The 15,492-nt window shown below is 68.1% G+C and carries 14 protein-coding genes; 8 read left to right on the top strand and 6 right to left on the bottom strand.

Annotation, left to right across the window (positions count from 1 at the left end):
* Positions 1 to 74: 74 nt before the first annotated feature.
* Entirely contained in the window at positions 75 to 1,091 is a 1,017-nt protein-coding gene (locus F1599_RS13080) for a bifunctional riboflavin kinase/FAD synthetase (RefSeq protein ID WP_149316708.1), read from the bottom strand.
* A gap of 173 nt (positions 1,092 to 1,264) precedes the next feature.
* Here F1599_RS13080 and F1599_RS13075 point away from each other — a divergent pair, with 173 nt between their 5' ends.
* Positions 1,265 to 3,112 carry a hybrid sensor histidine kinase/response regulator gene (locus tag F1599_RS13075; RefSeq protein ID WP_395895679.1) on the top strand — a complete coding sequence of 616 codons (1,848 nt, stop codon included), beginning with the start codon at positions 1,265 to 1,267 and terminating at the stop codon, positions 3,110 to 3,112.
* A 181-nt stretch (positions 3,113 to 3,293) separates the two neighbouring features.
* Here the strand turns inward: F1599_RS13075 and F1599_RS13070 are convergent, their stop codons facing one another.
* Positions 3,294 to 3,953, bottom strand: coding sequence for a response regulator (locus tag F1599_RS13070; RefSeq protein WP_149316710.1), 660 nt, complete (start codon positions 3,951 to 3,953; stop codon positions 3,294 to 3,296).
* Between the two features lie 195 nt (positions 3,954 to 4,148).
* Here F1599_RS13070 and purN point away from each other — a divergent pair, with 195 nt between their 5' ends.
* From purN to nadC, 6 genes are all read left to right on the top strand, one after another.
* On the top strand, positions 4,149 to 4,889 hold the full coding sequence (purN, locus tag F1599_RS13065; protein WP_149316711.1) for a phosphoribosylglycinamide formyltransferase: 741 nt from the start codon (positions 4,149 to 4,151) through the stop codon (positions 4,887 to 4,889).
* On the top strand, positions 4,886 to 6,289 hold the full coding sequence (locus F1599_RS13060) for an RsmB/NOP family class I SAM-dependent RNA methyltransferase (protein WP_150083363.1): 1,404 nt from the start codon (positions 4,886 to 4,888) through the stop codon (positions 6,287 to 6,289). Before purN ends, F1599_RS13060 begins: the two co-directional genes overlap by 4 nt.
* 109 nt (positions 6,290 to 6,398) lie before the next feature.
* Positions 6,399 to 7,772 (top strand): mechanosensitive ion channel family protein, encoded by a 1,374-nt coding sequence (locus F1599_RS13055; protein WP_150083362.1) that lies wholly within the window; start codon positions 6,399 to 6,401, stop codon positions 7,770 to 7,772.
* A gap of 353 nt (positions 7,773 to 8,125) precedes the next feature.
* On the top strand, positions 8,126 to 9,316 hold the full coding sequence (locus tag F1599_RS13050) for a DesA family fatty acid desaturase (protein ID WP_006575665.1): 1,191 nt from the start codon (positions 8,126 to 8,128) through the stop codon (positions 9,314 to 9,316).
* 176 nt (positions 9,317 to 9,492) lie between these two features.
* Positions 9,493 to 10,641: a quinolinate synthase NadA gene (nadA, locus tag F1599_RS13045; protein WP_150083361.1), complete on the top strand. Its 1,149-nt coding sequence runs from the start codon at positions 9,493 to 9,495 to the stop codon at positions 10,639 to 10,641.
* Between the two features lie 11 nt (positions 10,642 to 10,652).
* Positions 10,653 to 11,531, top strand: coding sequence for a carboxylating nicotinate-nucleotide diphosphorylase (gene nadC, locus F1599_RS13040; RefSeq protein WP_150083409.1), 879 nt, complete (start codon positions 10,653 to 10,655; stop codon positions 11,529 to 11,531).
* 143 nt (positions 11,532 to 11,674) lie between these two features.
* Here nadC and nadB read toward each other — a convergent pair whose 3' ends face one another.
* The 4 genes from nadB to radC all read right to left on the bottom strand — a co-directional run bounded on the left by nadB (position 11,675) and on the right by radC (position 14,860).
* A complete protein-coding gene (gene nadB, locus F1599_RS13035; protein WP_150083408.1) occupies positions 11,675 to 13,273 on the bottom strand; it encodes an L-aspartate oxidase in 1,599 nt (532 codons plus the stop codon).
* 316 nt (positions 13,274 to 13,589) lie between these two features.
* Positions 13,590 to 13,760, bottom strand: coding sequence for a 50S ribosomal protein L33 (gene rpmG / locus F1599_RS13030; RefSeq protein WP_006575662.1), 171 nt, complete (start codon positions 13,758 to 13,760; stop codon positions 13,590 to 13,592).
* 13 nt (positions 13,761 to 13,773) lie between these two features.
* The gene (rpmB, locus tag F1599_RS13025) at positions 13,774 to 14,007 is read right to left on the bottom strand and encodes a 50S ribosomal protein L28 (protein WP_006575661.1); all 234 of its coding nucleotides are present in this window, start codon (positions 14,005 to 14,007) and stop codon (positions 13,774 to 13,776) included.
* A 178-nt stretch (positions 14,008 to 14,185) separates the two neighbouring features.
* Entirely contained in the window at positions 14,186 to 14,860 is a 675-nt protein-coding gene (gene radC / locus F1599_RS13020; protein WP_149316716.1) for a RadC family protein, read from the bottom strand.
* Between the two features lie 109 nt (positions 14,861 to 14,969).
* On the opposite strand from radC, the gene F1599_RS13015 reads away from it, so the two are divergent.
* A complete protein-coding gene (locus tag F1599_RS13015) occupies positions 14,970 to 15,455 on the top strand; it encodes an FKBP-type peptidyl-prolyl cis-trans isomerase (RefSeq protein ID WP_006575659.1) in 486 nt (161 codons plus the stop codon).
* The last annotated feature ends 37 nt before the right edge of the window (positions 15,456 to 15,492 follow it).

Below are 15,492 nucleotides of genomic sequence, written 5' to 3'. Positions count from 1 at the left end.
GCGGGCCGGCGCGAAAATTGGGGCTGGGTCGGCGGTGACCCGGCTGCGCGCGCATGCGCGGCGAAAGCCGGCCGCTAGCTAATTCGGTCCGTGGCCGAGGTGGTGCGCTCCGCCGGCGTGCCGGCAGCGCCGGCGGCGTCCGCCGCGGCCTGCGCATCGGGCTCGGTCATGCCGAAGAAGGCGCGCGCGTCGGCGCAATCCTTGGCGATCGCCGCGGTCAGCGCTTCCAGCGAGTCGAAACGCGCTTCGTCGCGCAGCTTCTTGATGAACTCGACCCGCACCAGCTTGCCGTAGACGCTGCGGTCGAAATCGAACAGATGGACTTCCAGCAGCACCCGCCCGGCGTCCTCGACCGTGGGCCGCACGCCGATGCTGGCCACGCCGGGCAGCGGGGTGTCGGCGATGCCGTGCACCTGTACCACGAAGATCCCGTTGACGGCCGGGCGCTTGTGCGGAATGCGCAGGTTCAGCGTCGGAAAGCCGAGGTCGCGGCCCAGCTTGCGGCCATGCACGACGTGGCCGCTGATCGCATAGCCATGGCCCAGCAGCCGGCGCGCGTGGTCCAGGTCGCCCTCGGCCAGCGCCTGGCGCACCGCCGAACTGGAAATCCGCACGCCGCCCTCGGAGACCGAACCCATCTGCTCGACGTCGAAGCCGTAGCGCTTGCCGGCCTGCTGCAGATAGGCGAAGTCGCCGGCGCGCTTCGCGCCGAAGCGGAAGTCGTCGCCGACCAGCACCCAGCGCGCATGCAGCCCGTGCCACAGCACGTTCTCGACGAAGGCTTCGGGGGACTGGGCGGCGAAATGGGCGTTGAAGTGCTCGACCACCACGCGGTCGACGCCGTTGCGGCGCAGGCTTTCGAGCTTGTCGCGCAGCAGCGCGATGCGGGTCGGGGCGCGGTCCGGCGTGAAGAATTCGCGCGGGTGCGGCTCGAAGGTCATCACGCACAGCGGCAGTCCGCGCGCGTCGGCGGCCGCGCGCGCGCGCGCGAGCAGGGACTGGTGGCCCCGGTGCACGCCATCGAAATTGCCGATGGTCAGTGCGCAGGGTGCCCGGCTCTCGGCATTGGGCAGGCCGCGGAAGACTTTCACGAGGACGGCGACAATCGGTTGGATAAAGGCAGGATTATAAAGGGAATGGGCGCTTTCCCCCCGCCTTGCGGCACAACACTGCCCGGTGCCTGCCGGGCGGCCGTGGCGGGGGCACCCTCGGCTGTGTCGAGGCCCCAGGCCCGGTGGCGGACCGCGGCGAAAGTCGGCATGATATGCCGCGTCCACATTCTCGCCGTCACGCACGCCGCTTCCCGGTGCCGTCCGCCAACCTGATCGCGCTGCTCAAGCGCATCCTTCCGCCGCCCGCGCCGCCGCTGGACGCCGATACCGAGGCCAAATTGCTGGCCGCGGTGCATCGTGTGATGCCCAGCGGCATCGTGACGGCCCTGCTGCTGCCCGGACTGACGGCCGCCGCCTTCTGGCACGAGGCCAGCCGCGGCGCGCTGCTGGCCTGGTGCGCGGCGATGCTGCTGCAGGCGGCCGGTTGCGCCTGGTTCTATCTGGGCTACCTGCGCGATATCCCGACGCTGAGCCGCTCGGCCCATACCCGCAAGTGGCGCGACCCGATGCGCGGCGTGGCGGTGCTGGTGGGCCTGAGCTGGGGCAGCGCGGCGCTGCTGCACCTGGTGTCGTCGTCCCCGGTGTTTTCCGGCGTGCTGCTGGTGCTGACGCTCGGCGCGCTGGCCGGCGGCGCGAGCTCGCAGGCGCCGGCCCCGGTCAACCTGCTCTATGTCGGCATTCCGATCCTGGTGCCCAATCTGTTGCTGGCGGGCTACGCGTTTCCCGGCCACGGCGGCTATATCCGGCTGCTGCTGGTGATCTATGCGCTGATGCTGGCGCGCCATGCGCTGAACCTGCACGGCTCGCTGGTGCGGGCGATCCGGCTGGAGGGCGAAAGCCGCCGGCTGGCGCGGCAGTTCCAGCAGGAGAAGGAGCGCGCCCTGCATGCCAGCGAGGAGAAATCCCGCTTCCTGGCGGCGGCGAGCCACGACCTGCGCCAGCCGGTGCATGCGCTGGTGATGCTGGTCGAGGCGCTGCGCGCGCGCAACGATTCGCCGGCGCTGCGGCCGCTGGTCGAGCAGGTCGCGGCCGGCACGCAGACCATCGATCTGCTGTTCCGCTCGCTGCTGGACCTGTCCAAGCTGGAAGGCCGCAAGGTCTTGCCGACGCTCGAGCCCTGCGATGTCGGCCAGCTGGTGCGCGAGGTCTGCGACCAGTTCGCCGGCGACGCGCGGGCGGCCGGGCTGCGGCTGTCGCCGCGCGTGGCCGGCGAGCTGCACGCGATGGCCGAGCCGGTGCTGCTGCGCCGGGCGCTGTTCAATCTGGTGCAAAACGCGCTGCGCTACACGCGCCAGGGCCGGGTGCTGGTCGGCGCCCGCATGCGCGGCAGCCAGGTGCGCATCGAGGTCTGGGACACCGGCGCCGGCATTCCGGCCGAGCACTTGCCGGACATCTTCGGGCCGTATTTCCAGGTCCACAACCCGCAGCGCGACCGCTCGCACGGGCTCGGTCTGGGGCTGGCGATCTTCAAGGAATGCGTGCGGCTGATGCGCGGGACCTACGGCGTACGCTCGGTGCCGGGCAAGGGCTCGATGTTCTGGTTCACGCTCAATCCGGCGCCGGCCGAGTCGGTGGCCACGATCCGCGCGATGCGCCGCGACGCGGTGGCCCAGCACGCGATGCCGGACCGGCTGCACGGCGAGGTGCTGGTGGTCGACGACGACAGCCACGTCCGCAACGCCTGGATCGCGCTGATGGAGGCCTGGGGCGTGCGGGTGTCGTGCGCCGCCGATGGCGCCGAGGCCGAGCGGATGTTCGCCGGCGGCCTGCGGCCCGACATCATCTTCTGCGACCTGCGGCTGCCGGGAACGGAGAACGGGCTGGCGCTGCTCGAGCGGTGGCAGCAGACCCAGCCGCAGGCGCGCAGCGCGCTGCTGACCGGCGACCTGAAGTCGGCCGCGCTGGCCGAGGCCGAGGAGGCCGGCTATTTCGTGCTGCCCAAGCCGGTCGACCCGGGGGCGTTGCGGATGCTGCTGCGGCGCTGGCTGCGGACGGCATGAAGGCGTTGGCGGCCGCCTGGGTTGCCTGAGCCGCCCCAGGCCGCCCCGAGCCGCCCTGAACCGCCCTGAAGCGCCCCGAGCCGCCCTGAACCAGATTGAGCTGGCAACTGGACTTTGACGGGCTTCAACAGGCTTTGACTCGCCTGAGCCGGCTGGCCGCGTGCTGCCCGGCGAGCCGCGTCTACTGTCGCAGCCGGAACCGCTCCATGCGGGACATCACCTGCATCCGCGTGCGCACGCCCAGCCGCTGCAGGATCGCCGACACGTGTTCCTTGACGGTGTTCTCCGTCAGGCCCAGCTCGCGCGCGATGACCTTGTTGGGCAGCCCTTCTAGCACCAGCGCCAGCACCGACCCCTGGCGCGGCGTCAGGCCGAGTTCGGCCGGCGTGACCGGGATGCTGTGCGTCGGGCCGAAGGCGCGCGGCTGGCCGTTCAGCGCCTCGTCGGACGGAAAGGCGGTGTCGCCGGCCAGCACGCGGCGCACCACCGCGGCGAAGGCCGGCGCGTCCAGATGCTTGCCGACGAAGCCGAAGGCGGACAGCGCGCGGGCCCGCTCGACGATCTCGGGCGTGGCCTCGGCCGACATGAAGATGAAGCGTGCGGCCGGCACGATGGCCTTGAGCGTCTGCATGGCATCGAAGCCGGTGCCGTCGTTCAGCCAGATGTCGAGCAGCACGATATCGGGCCGGAGCCCGCGTTGGAGGGTGTCCAGCGCCTCGGAGGCGCTCCCGGCGGCATGGACCGCAACATCGGGCATCACCTGCGCCAGGAACAGGGTGGTGCCGGACAGCGCCATGGGGTGGTCGTCGACCACCAGCAAGGTCGGTGCAACATTCGACATGCGATTTCCCGTCTAAAACAGCTTCGCCCTTGTTGTATGGTCCCGTCCCGTCGAGCGGGCGGATGGGCGATAGGGCGACTCTAGCAGAGCGAGCGGGACGTCACAATCCGCAATCGGGGGAAGCGCGGGCCGGTCAGTTTGCGGCGGAAGGCTTCCACGGCGCTGTCGCGGGGCGCCGCTTGGTAGAATTGCGCGATGAAAAATATCGTCATCCTCATCTCGGGGCGCGGTTCGAACATGGAAGCGATCGTCCGGGCCTGCGCCGAGCAGGCCTGGCCGGCACGGATCGCCGCCGTGCTGTCCAACCGCCCCGACGCGCCCGGCCTCAAGTTCGCCGCGGCGCAAGGCATTCCGGTCGGCGTGGTCGATCATCGCCACTATCCCGACCGGGCCAGCTTCGACAAGGCGCTGGCGAACGCGATCGACGCCCACGTGCCGGACCTGGTGGTGCTGGCCGGCTTCATGCGGATCCTGACGCCGGAGTTCGTCGAGCACTATGCCGGCCGCATGATGAATATCCATCCGTCGCTGCTGCCCAGTTTCCCCGGCCTGCATACCCATCAGCAGGCGCTGGAGGCCGGCGTCAAGGTGCACGGCGCCAGCGTGCATTTCGTCACCGCCGCGCTGGACCACGGTCCCATCGTGCTGCAGGCGGCGATCGAGGTCGGTCCTGGTGACACCCCCGACACGCTGGCGCAGCGGCTGCTGCCCTGCGAGCATCAAATCTATCCCCGCGCGGTGCGCTGGTTCGTCGAAGGGCGGCTGCGCGTCAAGGACAGCGTGGTCCATGTCGAGCCGCCCGAACCGCAATTGCTGATCGCGGTGGCGGCATCGTCCGACGATGCCGCCACCGCCCCGAATTCCGCTTCGAACCCCACTTCGGACTCCCCCTCGGACTCCGCCACCCCCATCGATACCACCGGAGCCCGTCAATGACCCGTCCCGCCCAGGCACCGCGCGGCGGCGCGCGTCCGCCCTCCCGCACCAAACGCAAGACAAGCCCGCTGCGCAAGGCCACCTCGCCGCGCGAGAGCGCCAACGACGGCCAGGCGCGTCCGCACGGCGCCCTGCACGCCACGCATATCCAGCATATCGACCGGTTGCTCGGCAAGGTGATGCTGTTCGCGCGGCCCGCTGACGCCGTGGTCAGCTACTACTTCCGCGAGAATCCCAAGCTCGGCCACCGCGAGCGGGGCATCATCGCCGAGGCCGTGTTTGCCGTGCTGCGCCGGCGCGTGGAATTCGCCCAGTTCGCCGAGTCCGGCTCGGGCGCCGCGCCGCGCCGGCTGGCCCTGCTGGGCCTGGCGGCGACGCTGGGCCGCGACGCGCTGACGCCGTTCCTGTATCCGGAAGAGGCGCAGTGGCTGGACCGGCTGATGACCATCGAACGCGCCAGCCTGGCGCCGCGCGTGCGCGCCAATCTGCCCGAATGGCTGTACGAACAGCTGGTCGCCCGGCACGGCGAGGCCTTTACCGCCGCGCTCGGCGATGCCTGGCTGCGGCCCGCGCCGCTGGATCTGCGCGCCAATCTGATCAAGACCTCGCGCGAGGCCGCGCTGGCGGAGCTGGAGGAGGCCGGCCTTGCGGCCGAGCCGACGCCGATCGCCCCGACCGGCATCCGCCTGGCCGGCAAGCCGGCGCTGAACCAGCTGCCGCTGTTCATCAACGGACTGGTCGAGGTGCAGGACGAGGGCAGCCAGCTGCTGTGCCATCTGGTCGCCCCGCGGCGCGGCGAGATGGTGGTCGACTTCTGCGCCGGCGCCGGCGGCAAGACGCTGGCGCTCGGCGCGCTGATGCGCTCGACCGGGCGGCTCTACGCCTTCGACGTGTCGGACAAGCGCCTGGCCAACCTGAAGCCGCGCCTGGCGCGCAGCGGACTGTCGAACGTCCATCCGGTGCTGATCGACTCGGAGCAGGACGCCAAGGTCAAGCGGCTGGCCGGCAAGATCGACCGCGTGCTGGTCGACGCGCCTTGCAGCGGCCTGGGCACGCTGCGGCGCAATCCGGACCTCAAATGGCGCCAGAGCCCGCAGACGGTGCTGGAGCTGACCGCCAAGCAGGCGGCCATCCTCGAATCGGCGGCGCGCCTGGTCAAGCCGGGCGGCCGCGTGGTCTATGCCACCTGCAGCGTGCTCGAGGCCGAGAACGAGGCGATCGTGCGTGACTTCCTGAGCCGCCATGCCGACTTCCAGCTCGTGCCGGTGGCACAGGTGCTGGCCGAGCAGAAGATCGCGATCGCCGACCTGCCCGAGGACGCGCAGACGCTGGCGCTCTATCCCCATCTGCACCAGACCGACGGATTCTTCGCGGCGGTGCTGGAGCGCTCGCGCCAATGAGCATGGGGGCCCCGGCCCCTGTCGTTTCGCGGATACCGGGCACTCACCGCCCGGTATTTTTTTGTTCTTCACTGTCGTTGCTTTCTTTACTGGTTGAACTCGTCGATCGATGGCCTCCAACTCCCTGACCGATCTGTCGCAATCCCATGCCGTGTTCGGCAAGATGCTGGGCGACCTGATGCAGGATGCCGGCGACCCCGGCTTCCTGTGGCAACTGGCCGTGCTGGCCGGCTGCGTGCTGCTGGCCTGGCCGCTGGCGCGCCATGTCGCCGGGCGGCTCGAGGCCCGCTACGCGGGTTCGAGCTTCGCGCTGCGCTTTGCCGCCGCGAGCCTGGAGCGCGCGATGTTTCCGCTGTTCGGCTGGCTGCTGGTGCTGGCGGCGCGCTTCGCGCTGGCGCCGCTGATTCCGGTCAGCATGCTGCGGCTGGCGCTGGTGCCGCTGTTCGGCATCACCTTCCTCTATTTCGCCTTCTACGTGCTGCGCCGCGTGCTGTCCGGCAACGGCCAGCTGCACGGCATGCTGACCCTGGTGGAGAAGGTGCTGACCACGCTGGTCTGGGTCGGCATGGCGCTGTACGTGCTCGGCATGCTGTCCGAGGCGGTGCAGTGGCTCGATTCGATCCAGTTCGCTCTCGGGCAGCAGCGCATCAGCGTGGCCGATCTGCTGATGGCCTGCGTGTGGATCCTGCTGACGGTGCTGGCCGCGCTGTGGTTCGGTTCGTGGCTGGAAGAGCGGCTGATGCGCTCGGCGACCATCGACACCAGCCTGCGCGTGGCGCTGACGCGGCTGTCCAAGGCGCTGCTGCTGCTGGTTTCGCTGCTGTTCAGCCTGTCGCTGGTCGGCATCGACCTGACCGTGCTGTCGGTGTTCGGCGGAGCGCTCGGCGTCGGCCTGGGCCTGGGCCTGCAGAAGATCGCCAGCAACTACGTGTCGGGCTTCATCATCCTGCTGGACCGCTCGGTCAAGCTCGGCGACCAGATCACGGTCGACAAGTACACCGGCATCGTGGCGCAGATCCGCACCCGTTACACCGTGGTGCGCAACGGCGACGGCGAGACGCTGGTGCCGAACGAGCAGCTGGTCGCGCAGTCGGTGCAGAACCATTCGTTCTCGAATACCAATGTACGGGTGGCGACCCGGGTGCAGGCCGACTACGACGCCGATCCCGAGATGGTGCTGGCACTGTTGACCGAGGCCGTGCGCGGCATTCCGCGCCTGCTGGCGGACCCGGCGCCGTCGGCCTTCCTGGTGGCGTTTGCCGACAGCGGGGTCGAGTACGAGGTGGCGGGCTTCATCGCCGATCCGCAGAACGGCAAGCTCGGCGTGCAATCGGAAATGAACCGCGCCATCTGGAAGGCATTCCGGGCCAGCGGCATTTCGATTCCCTATCCGCAGCGCGAGTTGCGTGTGCTGCCCACGGACGGGACGCTGACCGCGACGCCGGTGTCGCGGGTCGCGGCCAATGCGGCGGAATCGGCATAAGAAGGGCGCGACAGGTCGCGTATGTGACGCCATCGCCATTGAAGGAACGAAGTATCGTTTTCGGCGTCCAACACGGCAAACGAAAAGCACACGCACGGGTAAAAGCGGATGCCGGGACGCTGGCGTTCCGGTAAAATCGCGGGTCGTCCCGGGGATTCCCCCGGCCGGACTACCGATCCGTGCCCGAGGGCCAGCCGCCAGATTGCAGCGGCGCGTGCCGGGGTCCCGCGAAGGCGCAAGACGCCTTGGCTGACGCCATTAGACGCAATCACTGGATTTGCAGTCATTTTTCTGCGCGTTGCTGCGACACCCCGACACGTCGCAGCCAGCCTCTATCAAGCACGGAGAACAGTTTGTTCGACACAATTCTTCAGTGGGCCGCCAACGGCCTTCTCGACTGGTCCTGGTGGAAGATCGTGATCTTCACCCTGGTCATGACCCACATCACCATCGCCGGTGTCACGATTTTCCTGCACCGGTGCATGGCGCACCGCTCGCTCGATCTGCACCCGATCGCCGCGCACTTCTTCCGCTTCTGGCTGTGGCTGACCACGGGCATGGTCACCAAGGAGTGGACCGCGATCCACCGCAAGCACCACGCCAAGTGCGAAACCGAAGACGATCCGCATAGCCCGCAGACGCGCGGCATCCGCAAGGTGCTGCTCGAAGGCGCCGAGCTGTACCGGGCCGAAGCCAAGAACAAGGAAACGCTGGCCAAGTTCGGCCACGGCACGCCCAACGACTGGATCGAGCGCAACCTGTATTCGCGCTTCACCTGGCAGGGCGTCGGCCTGATGCTGATCATCGACCTGGCGCTGTTCGGCGTGGTCGGCCTGTCGGTCTGGGGCGTGCAGATGCTGTGGATCCCGATTCATGCCGCCGGCATCATCAACGGCCTGGGCCACTGGTGGGGCTATCGCAACTACGATTGCGAGGACGCGTCGACCAATGTGTCGCCGTGGGGCATCATCATCGGCGGCGAGGAACTGCACAACAACCACCATACCTATCCGACCTCGGCCAAGTTCTCGATCAAGTGGTACGAGTTCGACATCGGCTGGTGCTACATCCGCGCGATGCAGGCGGTCGGCCTGGCCAAGGTCAAGAAGACCCCGCCCAAGGCGCGTCTGGTCGAGGCCCGTCCGGTCGATCACAACACGCTGGAAGCCATCATCGCCAACCGCTATGACGTGATGGCCCGCTATGCCAAGGCCGTCAAGAATGCGTACCGCGAGGAACTGGCCCAGCTGAAGGCCAAGCGCGTTGCCGACTATCGCCGCTTCAAGCTGGCGCGCAAGTGGTTCCACCGCGACGAGACCAAGCTGGCCGAGCCTCAGCGCCAGCAACTGGCCAGCATCGTCGAGCACAACAAGGCACTGCAGACCTTCGTCGAGATGCGCCGCGAACTGGCCGCGATCTGGGGCCGTTCGAACCTGACGCGCGAACAGCTGCTGCAACAGCTGCAGGCCTGGTGCCACCGCGCCGAAGCGAGCGGCATCCAGGCGCTGCAGGAGTTCTCGCTGCGCCTGCGCCGCTACGCGTAACGCCTGATAAGAAGGACAGCGCCTGCTACAATGCCAGGCGCGCCCGAAGCCCCGCCATGCTGTCGCTGGCGGGGCTTTTCTTTTGGCGACGCCGCCCCATCTAGAGGCCGGTCCGGCCGCAATGACCACGCGAGGCGATGCGGCGGCGAGCACGGGTGCCCCGAGGAGTACAGGAGATGACCCCCCAAACGATCAAGACCGTCGAGTTCGAGAAACCGACGCAGATGCAGGCGGACGGTGGCGCGAGCTGCGTCGCCCACGCCTGGGCCAAGGTGCCGCCCGCGCTGACGCCGGACGAGCGCTCGGCATTGAAGGATCGCATCCGCGCGCTGCTGAAGGCGCGCAATGCGGTGCTGGTCGCGCACTACTATGTCGACGCCGACCTGCAGGACCTTGCCGAGGAAACCGGCGGTTGCGTGTCCGATTCGCTGGAGATGGCCCGCTTCGGGCGCGACCATCCGGCGCAGACGCTGGTGGTGGCCGGCGTGCGCTTCATGGGCGAGACCGCCAAGATCCTCAGTCCCGAAAAGACCATCCTGATGCCCGACCTGGACGCGACCTGTTCGCTGGACCTGGGCTGCCCGGCCGACGAGTTCGCCGCGTTCTGCGACGCGCATCCGGACCGTACCGTGGTGGTCTATGCGAACACCAGCGCCGCGGTCAAGGCGCGCGCCGACTGGATGGTGACCTCCAGCATCGGCCTGAAGATCGTCGAACATCTGCACGCGCGCGGCGAGAAGATCCTGTGGGCGCCGGACAAGCACCTGGGCGGCTATATCCAGCGCCAGACCGGCGCCGACATGCTGCTGTGGCAGGGCTCGTGCCTGGTGCACGACGAGTTCAAGGGCATCGAGCTCGATCTGCTGCGCAAGGAACATCCGAAGGCCAGGATCCTGGTGCATCCGGAATCGCCGGCCAACGTGGTGGCCCAGGCGGACGTGGTCGGCTCGACCTCGCAGCTGATCGCCGCCGCGCAGCAACTCGACGCCAACGAATTCATCGTCGCCACCGACAACGGCATCCTGCACAAGATGCGGATGGCCGCGCCGGGCAAGCATTTCATCGAGGCGCCGACCGCCGGCAACAGCGCGACCTGCAAGAGCTGCGCGCATTGCCCGTGGATGGCGATGAATGCGCTGACCAATCTGGCCGAGGTGCTGGAGACCGGCCGCAACGAGATCCATGTCGATCCCGACATCGGGCGTCGCGCCTATACCTGCATCGACCGCATGCTCGACTTTGCCGCGCGGCAGAAGGCCAACGTACGGCCCGCCGCCGACCTGGCCAAGGAGCAGGCGCTGTTCCAGGGGATCGGTCCGGCATGAGCGAGTCCGCGATGAACGATACAGGCGATACAGTGAATCCGGTCTTCGACCAGTACGGACCCGCGCTGGCCGAGGCGCTGCGCGAGAACGTCCGCGCGGCGATCGCCGAGGACGTCGGCTCGGGCGACTGGACCGGCCAGCTGGTGCCGGCCGACAAGCAGGCGCACGCCCGTGTGATCGTGCGCGAGGAGGCGGTGCTGTGCGGGCAGCCATGGTTCGATGCCTGCATGCATGCGGTGGATCCGCGTTTGCAAATCCGCTGGCTGCAACGGGAAGGCGCCCTCATGGCGGCCGATTCCGTGGTCTGCGAGATCGACGGCCCGGCCCGTTCGCTGCTGACCGCCGAGCGGCCATCGCTGAATTTCCTGCAACTGCTGTCGGGCGTGGCCACCGCGACGCGGCGCTATGCCGACCTGGTCGTCGGTACGCGCGCCCGCGTGCTCGACACGCGCAAGACGCTGCCGGGACTGCGCCTCGCGCAGAAGTACGCGGTCAAGGTCGGCGGCGGCGACAACCAGCGGCTTGCGCTCTATGACGGCATCCTGATCAAGGAAAACCATATCGCCGCGGCGGGCGGCGTCACCGCGGCGCTGCAGGCCGCGGCCGCGCTGAACGCCGGCGTGCCGGTGCAGGTCGAGGTCGAGTCGCTGGTCGAACTGGAGGAGGCGCTGGCCGCCGGTGCCGTCTCGATCCTGCTCGACAACTTCACCGAGCCGATGATGCGCGAAGCGGTGCGGGTCAATCGCGGCCGCGCGGTGCTGGAAGTGTCCGGCGGCGTCAACGCGAATACGATCCGGCGTTTCGCCGAGACCGGCGTCGACCGGATTTCGGTGGGCGCGCTGACCAAGGACGTGCGCGCAACCGACTACTCGTTGCGCATCATCGGCTGAGCCGGCTCGGGCCGCATCGGGCTCGAGCCTGCTGTCTGTCCGGGCCCGATCAGACCCGGCTCGGCTTCGGGTGCGCTTCCGTCGCGCTTCGGGTGCGTTTCGGGTGCGCTTCGGGTGCGCTTCGGTATCGTTTCGGTCGGTGTTCAGTTGCCGCGGCGGCGACCGTTCGGCGGCTGCAGCACGGTCGGCAGCGCCTTCGGCAATGTCCCGGGATAGTCGCGGCTGAAATGCAGGCCGCGGCTTTCATGGCGCGCATAGGCGCTGTCGACGATCATCGCCGCCACTTCGACCAGATTGCGCAGTTCCAGCAGATCGCGCGTGACGCGGAAATTCGCGTAGTACTCGGTGATCTCCTCGCGCAGCAGCGCGATCCGATGCTGCGCGCGTTCCAGCCGCTTGCTGGTGCGCACGATGCCGACGTAGTTCCACATCATCCGGCGCAGCTCGTCCCAGTTGTGCGAGACCACGACCTCCTCGTCGGCATCGGACACGCGGCTCTCGTCCCACGGCGGCAACGCCAGATCGGGTTTGCCGGCCTTGGCCCGCGACGCGATGTCGTTGGCGGCCGCCCGGCCGATCACCATGCATTCGAGCAGCGAGTTCGATGCCAGCCGGTTCGCGCCGTGCAGGCCGGTGTAGGCCGTCTCGCCGACCGCGTACAGATTGTCCAGATCGGTGCGTCCCGACGTGTCGGTGACCACGCCGCCGCAGGTGTAGTGCGCGGCCGGCACCACCGGGATCGGCTGGCGCGTGATGTCGATGCCCAGTTCCAGGCAGCGCGCGTGGATGGTGGGGAAGTGTTCGCGCAGGAAGGGCGCGGGCTGGTGCGTGATGTCGAGGTACACACAGTCCAGGCCGCGCTTTTTCATCTCGAAGTCGATCGCGCGGGCCACCACGTCGCGCGGCGCCAGTTCGGCGCGCGCATCGTGCTCCGGCATGAAGCGGGTGCCGTCGGGCAGCACCAGCCGGCCGCCTTCCCCGCGCACCGCCTCGGAAATCAGGAATGACTTGGCATACGGGTGGTACAGGCAGGTCGGATGGAACTGGATGAATTCCATGTTCGCGACCCGGCAGCCCGCGCGCCAGGCCATCGCGATGCCGTCGCCAGTAGCCGTGTCCGGATTGGTCGTATAGAGATAGACCTTGCCCGCGCCGCCGGTGGCCAGCACGGTATGGCTGGCGGTCAGCGTATGCACCTGGCCGTTGGCGTCGTCGAGCACGTACAGCCCGAGGCAACGGTTGCCGCCCAGTCCCATCTTGCGCGAGGTGATCAGGTCGATCGCGAAATGGTCTTCGAGGATCGTGATATTGGGATGGCGGCGCACCTGCTCGGTCAGCGTCGTGACCACGGCATGGCCGGTGGCGTCGGCCGCGTGGATGATGCGGCGATGGCTGTGGCCGCCCTCGCGGGTCAGGTGATAGCCGAGCTCGGCCTGTTCGTCGCGCGTGAACGGCACGCCCCGGTCGATCAGCCACTGGATCGCTTCGCGCCCGTGCTCGACGATGAAGCGGGTCGCGCCTTCATCGCACAGGCCGGCACCGGCGATCAGCGTGTCCTGCGTGTGTTCGTCGTGGCTGTCGCCGGAGTCCAGCACCGCCGCGATGCCGCCCTGGGCCCAGTCGCTGGCGCCTTGCGTCATGGCGCGCTTGCTCACGATGACAACCCGGTGGCTGTCGGCCAGTTGCAGCGCGACCGTGAGGCCGGCCAGGCCGCTGCCGACGATGGCGACGTCGAAGTTCATGATGCGTGGTGGCGCGGCGAGGGCGCCGGTGGTGCGGGAAAGCTCGAAAGTGTACACCGCCGATCAAGCCGCCGCGCCTTGCCCCTGCTGGTGGCGCGGCGTGCTGCGGCTCCCACGGCATGTTGGGCAGAGCCGGCAGTGGGGGAGCGGGGAAGTCGGGGAAGTCGGGAAGTCGGGAAGTCGGGAAGTCGGGAAGTCGGGAAGTCGGGAAGTCGGGAAGTCGGGAAGTCGGGGAGTCGGGGAGCGGGGCAGCGGCGACGAGCAGGCAACAAAAAACCCCGCCATGGCGGGGTTCTTCGCTGGAACGCAGGATCAATTACTTGATCTTGGTTTCCTTGTACTCGACGTGCTTGCGCGCGACCGGATCAAATTTCTTGATCGACATCTTTTCCGGCATGGTGCGCTTGTTCTTGTCGGTGGTGTAGAAGTGACCGGTACCCGCGGTGGATTCCAGTTTGATCTTGTCGCGTCCGCCTTTGCTGGCCATGATGAACTCCTAATTAGACTTCGCCGCGTGCGCGCAGGTCGGCGAGCACGGAGTCGATGCCTTTCTTGTCGATCAGGCGCAGACCGGCGTTCGAGACGCGCAGGCTCACCCAGCGGTTTTCCGATTCAACAAAGAAACGACGGTTCTGCAGGTTGGGCAGAAAACGGCGCTTGGTCTTGTTGTTTGCGTGGGAAACGTTGTTGCCGACCATCGGCGCTTTCCCGGTCACTTGACAGACGCGTGCCATGAAGCACTCCTAAATCTTCTATTCGTGGACAATGTTCGCAACAGATCAACAAAAGGCGCGCGGGCCCGGACTGCAGCGGTTAAGACTTCAGCAAAACGGGCATTATAGACCGAAATCCCTCCGCCGATCAATGCCTTCTGTGTGTTGTCGCCACGGCGACGCGCCCGTGCCTTTGGCGTCACAGTTGCCGGTGCTCGGCCAGCGAGTAGGTCGTATTGCCGGCGACGATGAAGTGGTCGAGCACATGGACGTCGATCAGCGCCAGCGAATGCGCCAGCGCCTTGGTCATCGCCAGGTCCGCGGGACTCGGCGCCGGATTGCCCGACGGGTGGTTGTGGGCGACGATCACCGCGGCCGCATTATGCGCCAACGCCTGCCTGGCCACCTCGCGCGGGTAGACGCTGGTTTGCGTCAGCGTGCCGCGGAACAGCTCCTCGGCGGCCAGCAGCCGGTTGCGCGCATCCAGGAACAGGCACAGGAACACCTCGTAAGGCCGCTGCGCCAGCGACAACCGCAGGTAGTCCCGTACGGCCTGCGGCGACTCCAGGCCCGGCGCCATCGCCAGCTGCTCGGCCAACGCCCGCCGCGTCAACTCGACCACCGCCTGCAGCTGCACGTACTTGGCGGTGCCGACGCCGCGCACCCGACTCAGTTCGGTCTGGCTGGCGGCGAGCAGCCCGGTCAGCGAGCCGAATGCCGCGATCAGCTCGCGCGCCACATCGACTGCGCTCTTGCCCGGCACGCCGACGCGCAGGAATACCGCGAGCAGTTCGGCGTCGGACAACGAGGCGGCACCGGCTTGCAGCAGCTTTTCGCGAGGACGTTCGCTGGCGGGCCAATCGGGGATGGGCATGGCGGTCTCGTTCGGGAAGCGCGTCGGCGGGCGGGGCGGGCCCGTGGCCGTGATCGGCGGCGCCGGGTCCAGTCGCTTACAATACGGGTTCTCGACTGGTTGAGCATTCATGAATTCGCAAACTTTTGCGTCGGACTCCGGCGGCGCCACCGCGCGCAAGACCGTGCAGGCCGATTCCTTCCTGACCTTGCATTACCGCATCTCGCTGGAGAACGGTACCGAGGTCGTCAGCACCTTCGACGACAAGCCCGCCACGCTGCTGCTGGGGCAGGGCCAGTTCGCGCCCACGCTGGAACAGGCGCTGCTCGGCATGGCCGAGGGCGAGCGCACCAGCTACCGTCTGGCGCCGGAGCACGCCTTCGGGCCGCGCAATCCCGAGCTGCTGCAGCGCGTGTCGCTGGCCACGCTGCGCGAGAACAGCTCGTTCGAAGAGGACTACAGCCCGGGTGACCTGGTCGAGTTCAACGCGCCCGGCGGCGGCAAATATGCCGGCGTCCTCAAGGAAATCGGCGAGACCTCGGCGCTGTTCGACTTCAATCATCCGCTGGCCGGACAGACCATCCTGTTCGACGTCCAGCTGATCGGCATCCTCTGACGACCTGCTCCGGCCGCCTCGGCAGCCGGAGCGCAGC

This window comes from Cupriavidus cauae, assembly GCF_008632125.1.
Taxonomy (GTDB): Bacteria; Pseudomonadota; Gammaproteobacteria; order Burkholderiales; family Burkholderiaceae; genus Cupriavidus; species Cupriavidus cauae.
This window is presented reverse-complemented; position numbering and strand designations above follow the sequence as displayed.

Coding starts and splice junctions, on each gene's coding strand:
- radC (WP_149316716.1), bottom strand. CDS start 14,860: ATGCCCATCCCCGATTGGCCCGCCAGCGAACGTCCTCGCGAAAAGCTG.
- F1599_RS13015 (WP_006575659.1), top strand. CDS start 14,970: ATGAATTCGCAAACTTTTGCGTCGGACTCCGGCGGCGCCACCGCGCGC.
- nadC (WP_150083409.1), top strand. CDS start 10,653: ATGAACGATACAGGCGATACAGTGAATCCGGTCTTCGACCAGTACGGA.
- F1599_RS13075 (WP_395895679.1), top strand. CDS start 1,265: ATGCCGCGTCCACATTCTCGCCGTCACGCACGCCGCTTCCCGGTGCCG.
- F1599_RS13055 (WP_150083362.1), top strand. CDS start 6,399: ATGGCCTCCAACTCCCTGACCGATCTGTCGCAATCCCATGCCGTGTTC.
- purN (WP_149316711.1), top strand. CDS start 4,149: ATGAAAAATATCGTCATCCTCATCTCGGGGCGCGGTTCGAACATGGAA.
- F1599_RS13070 (WP_149316710.1), bottom strand. CDS start 3,953: ATGTCGAATGTTGCACCGACCTTGCTGGTGGTCGACGACCACCCCATG.
- rpmB (WP_006575661.1), bottom strand. CDS start 14,007: ATGGCACGCGTCTGTCAAGTGACCGGGAAAGCGCCGATGGTCGGCAAC.
- F1599_RS13060 (WP_150083363.1), top strand. CDS start 4,886: ATGACCCGTCCCGCCCAGGCACCGCGCGGCGGCGCGCGTCCGCCCTCC.
- rpmG (WP_006575662.1), bottom strand. CDS start 13,760: ATGGCCAGCAAAGGCGGACGCGACAAGATCAAACTGGAATCCACCGCG.
- nadB (WP_150083408.1), bottom strand. CDS start 13,273: ATGAACTTCGACGTCGCCATCGTCGGCAGCGGCCTGGCCGGCCTCACG.
- nadA (WP_150083361.1), top strand. CDS start 9,493: ATGACCCCCCAAACGATCAAGACCGTCGAGTTCGAGAAACCGACGCAG.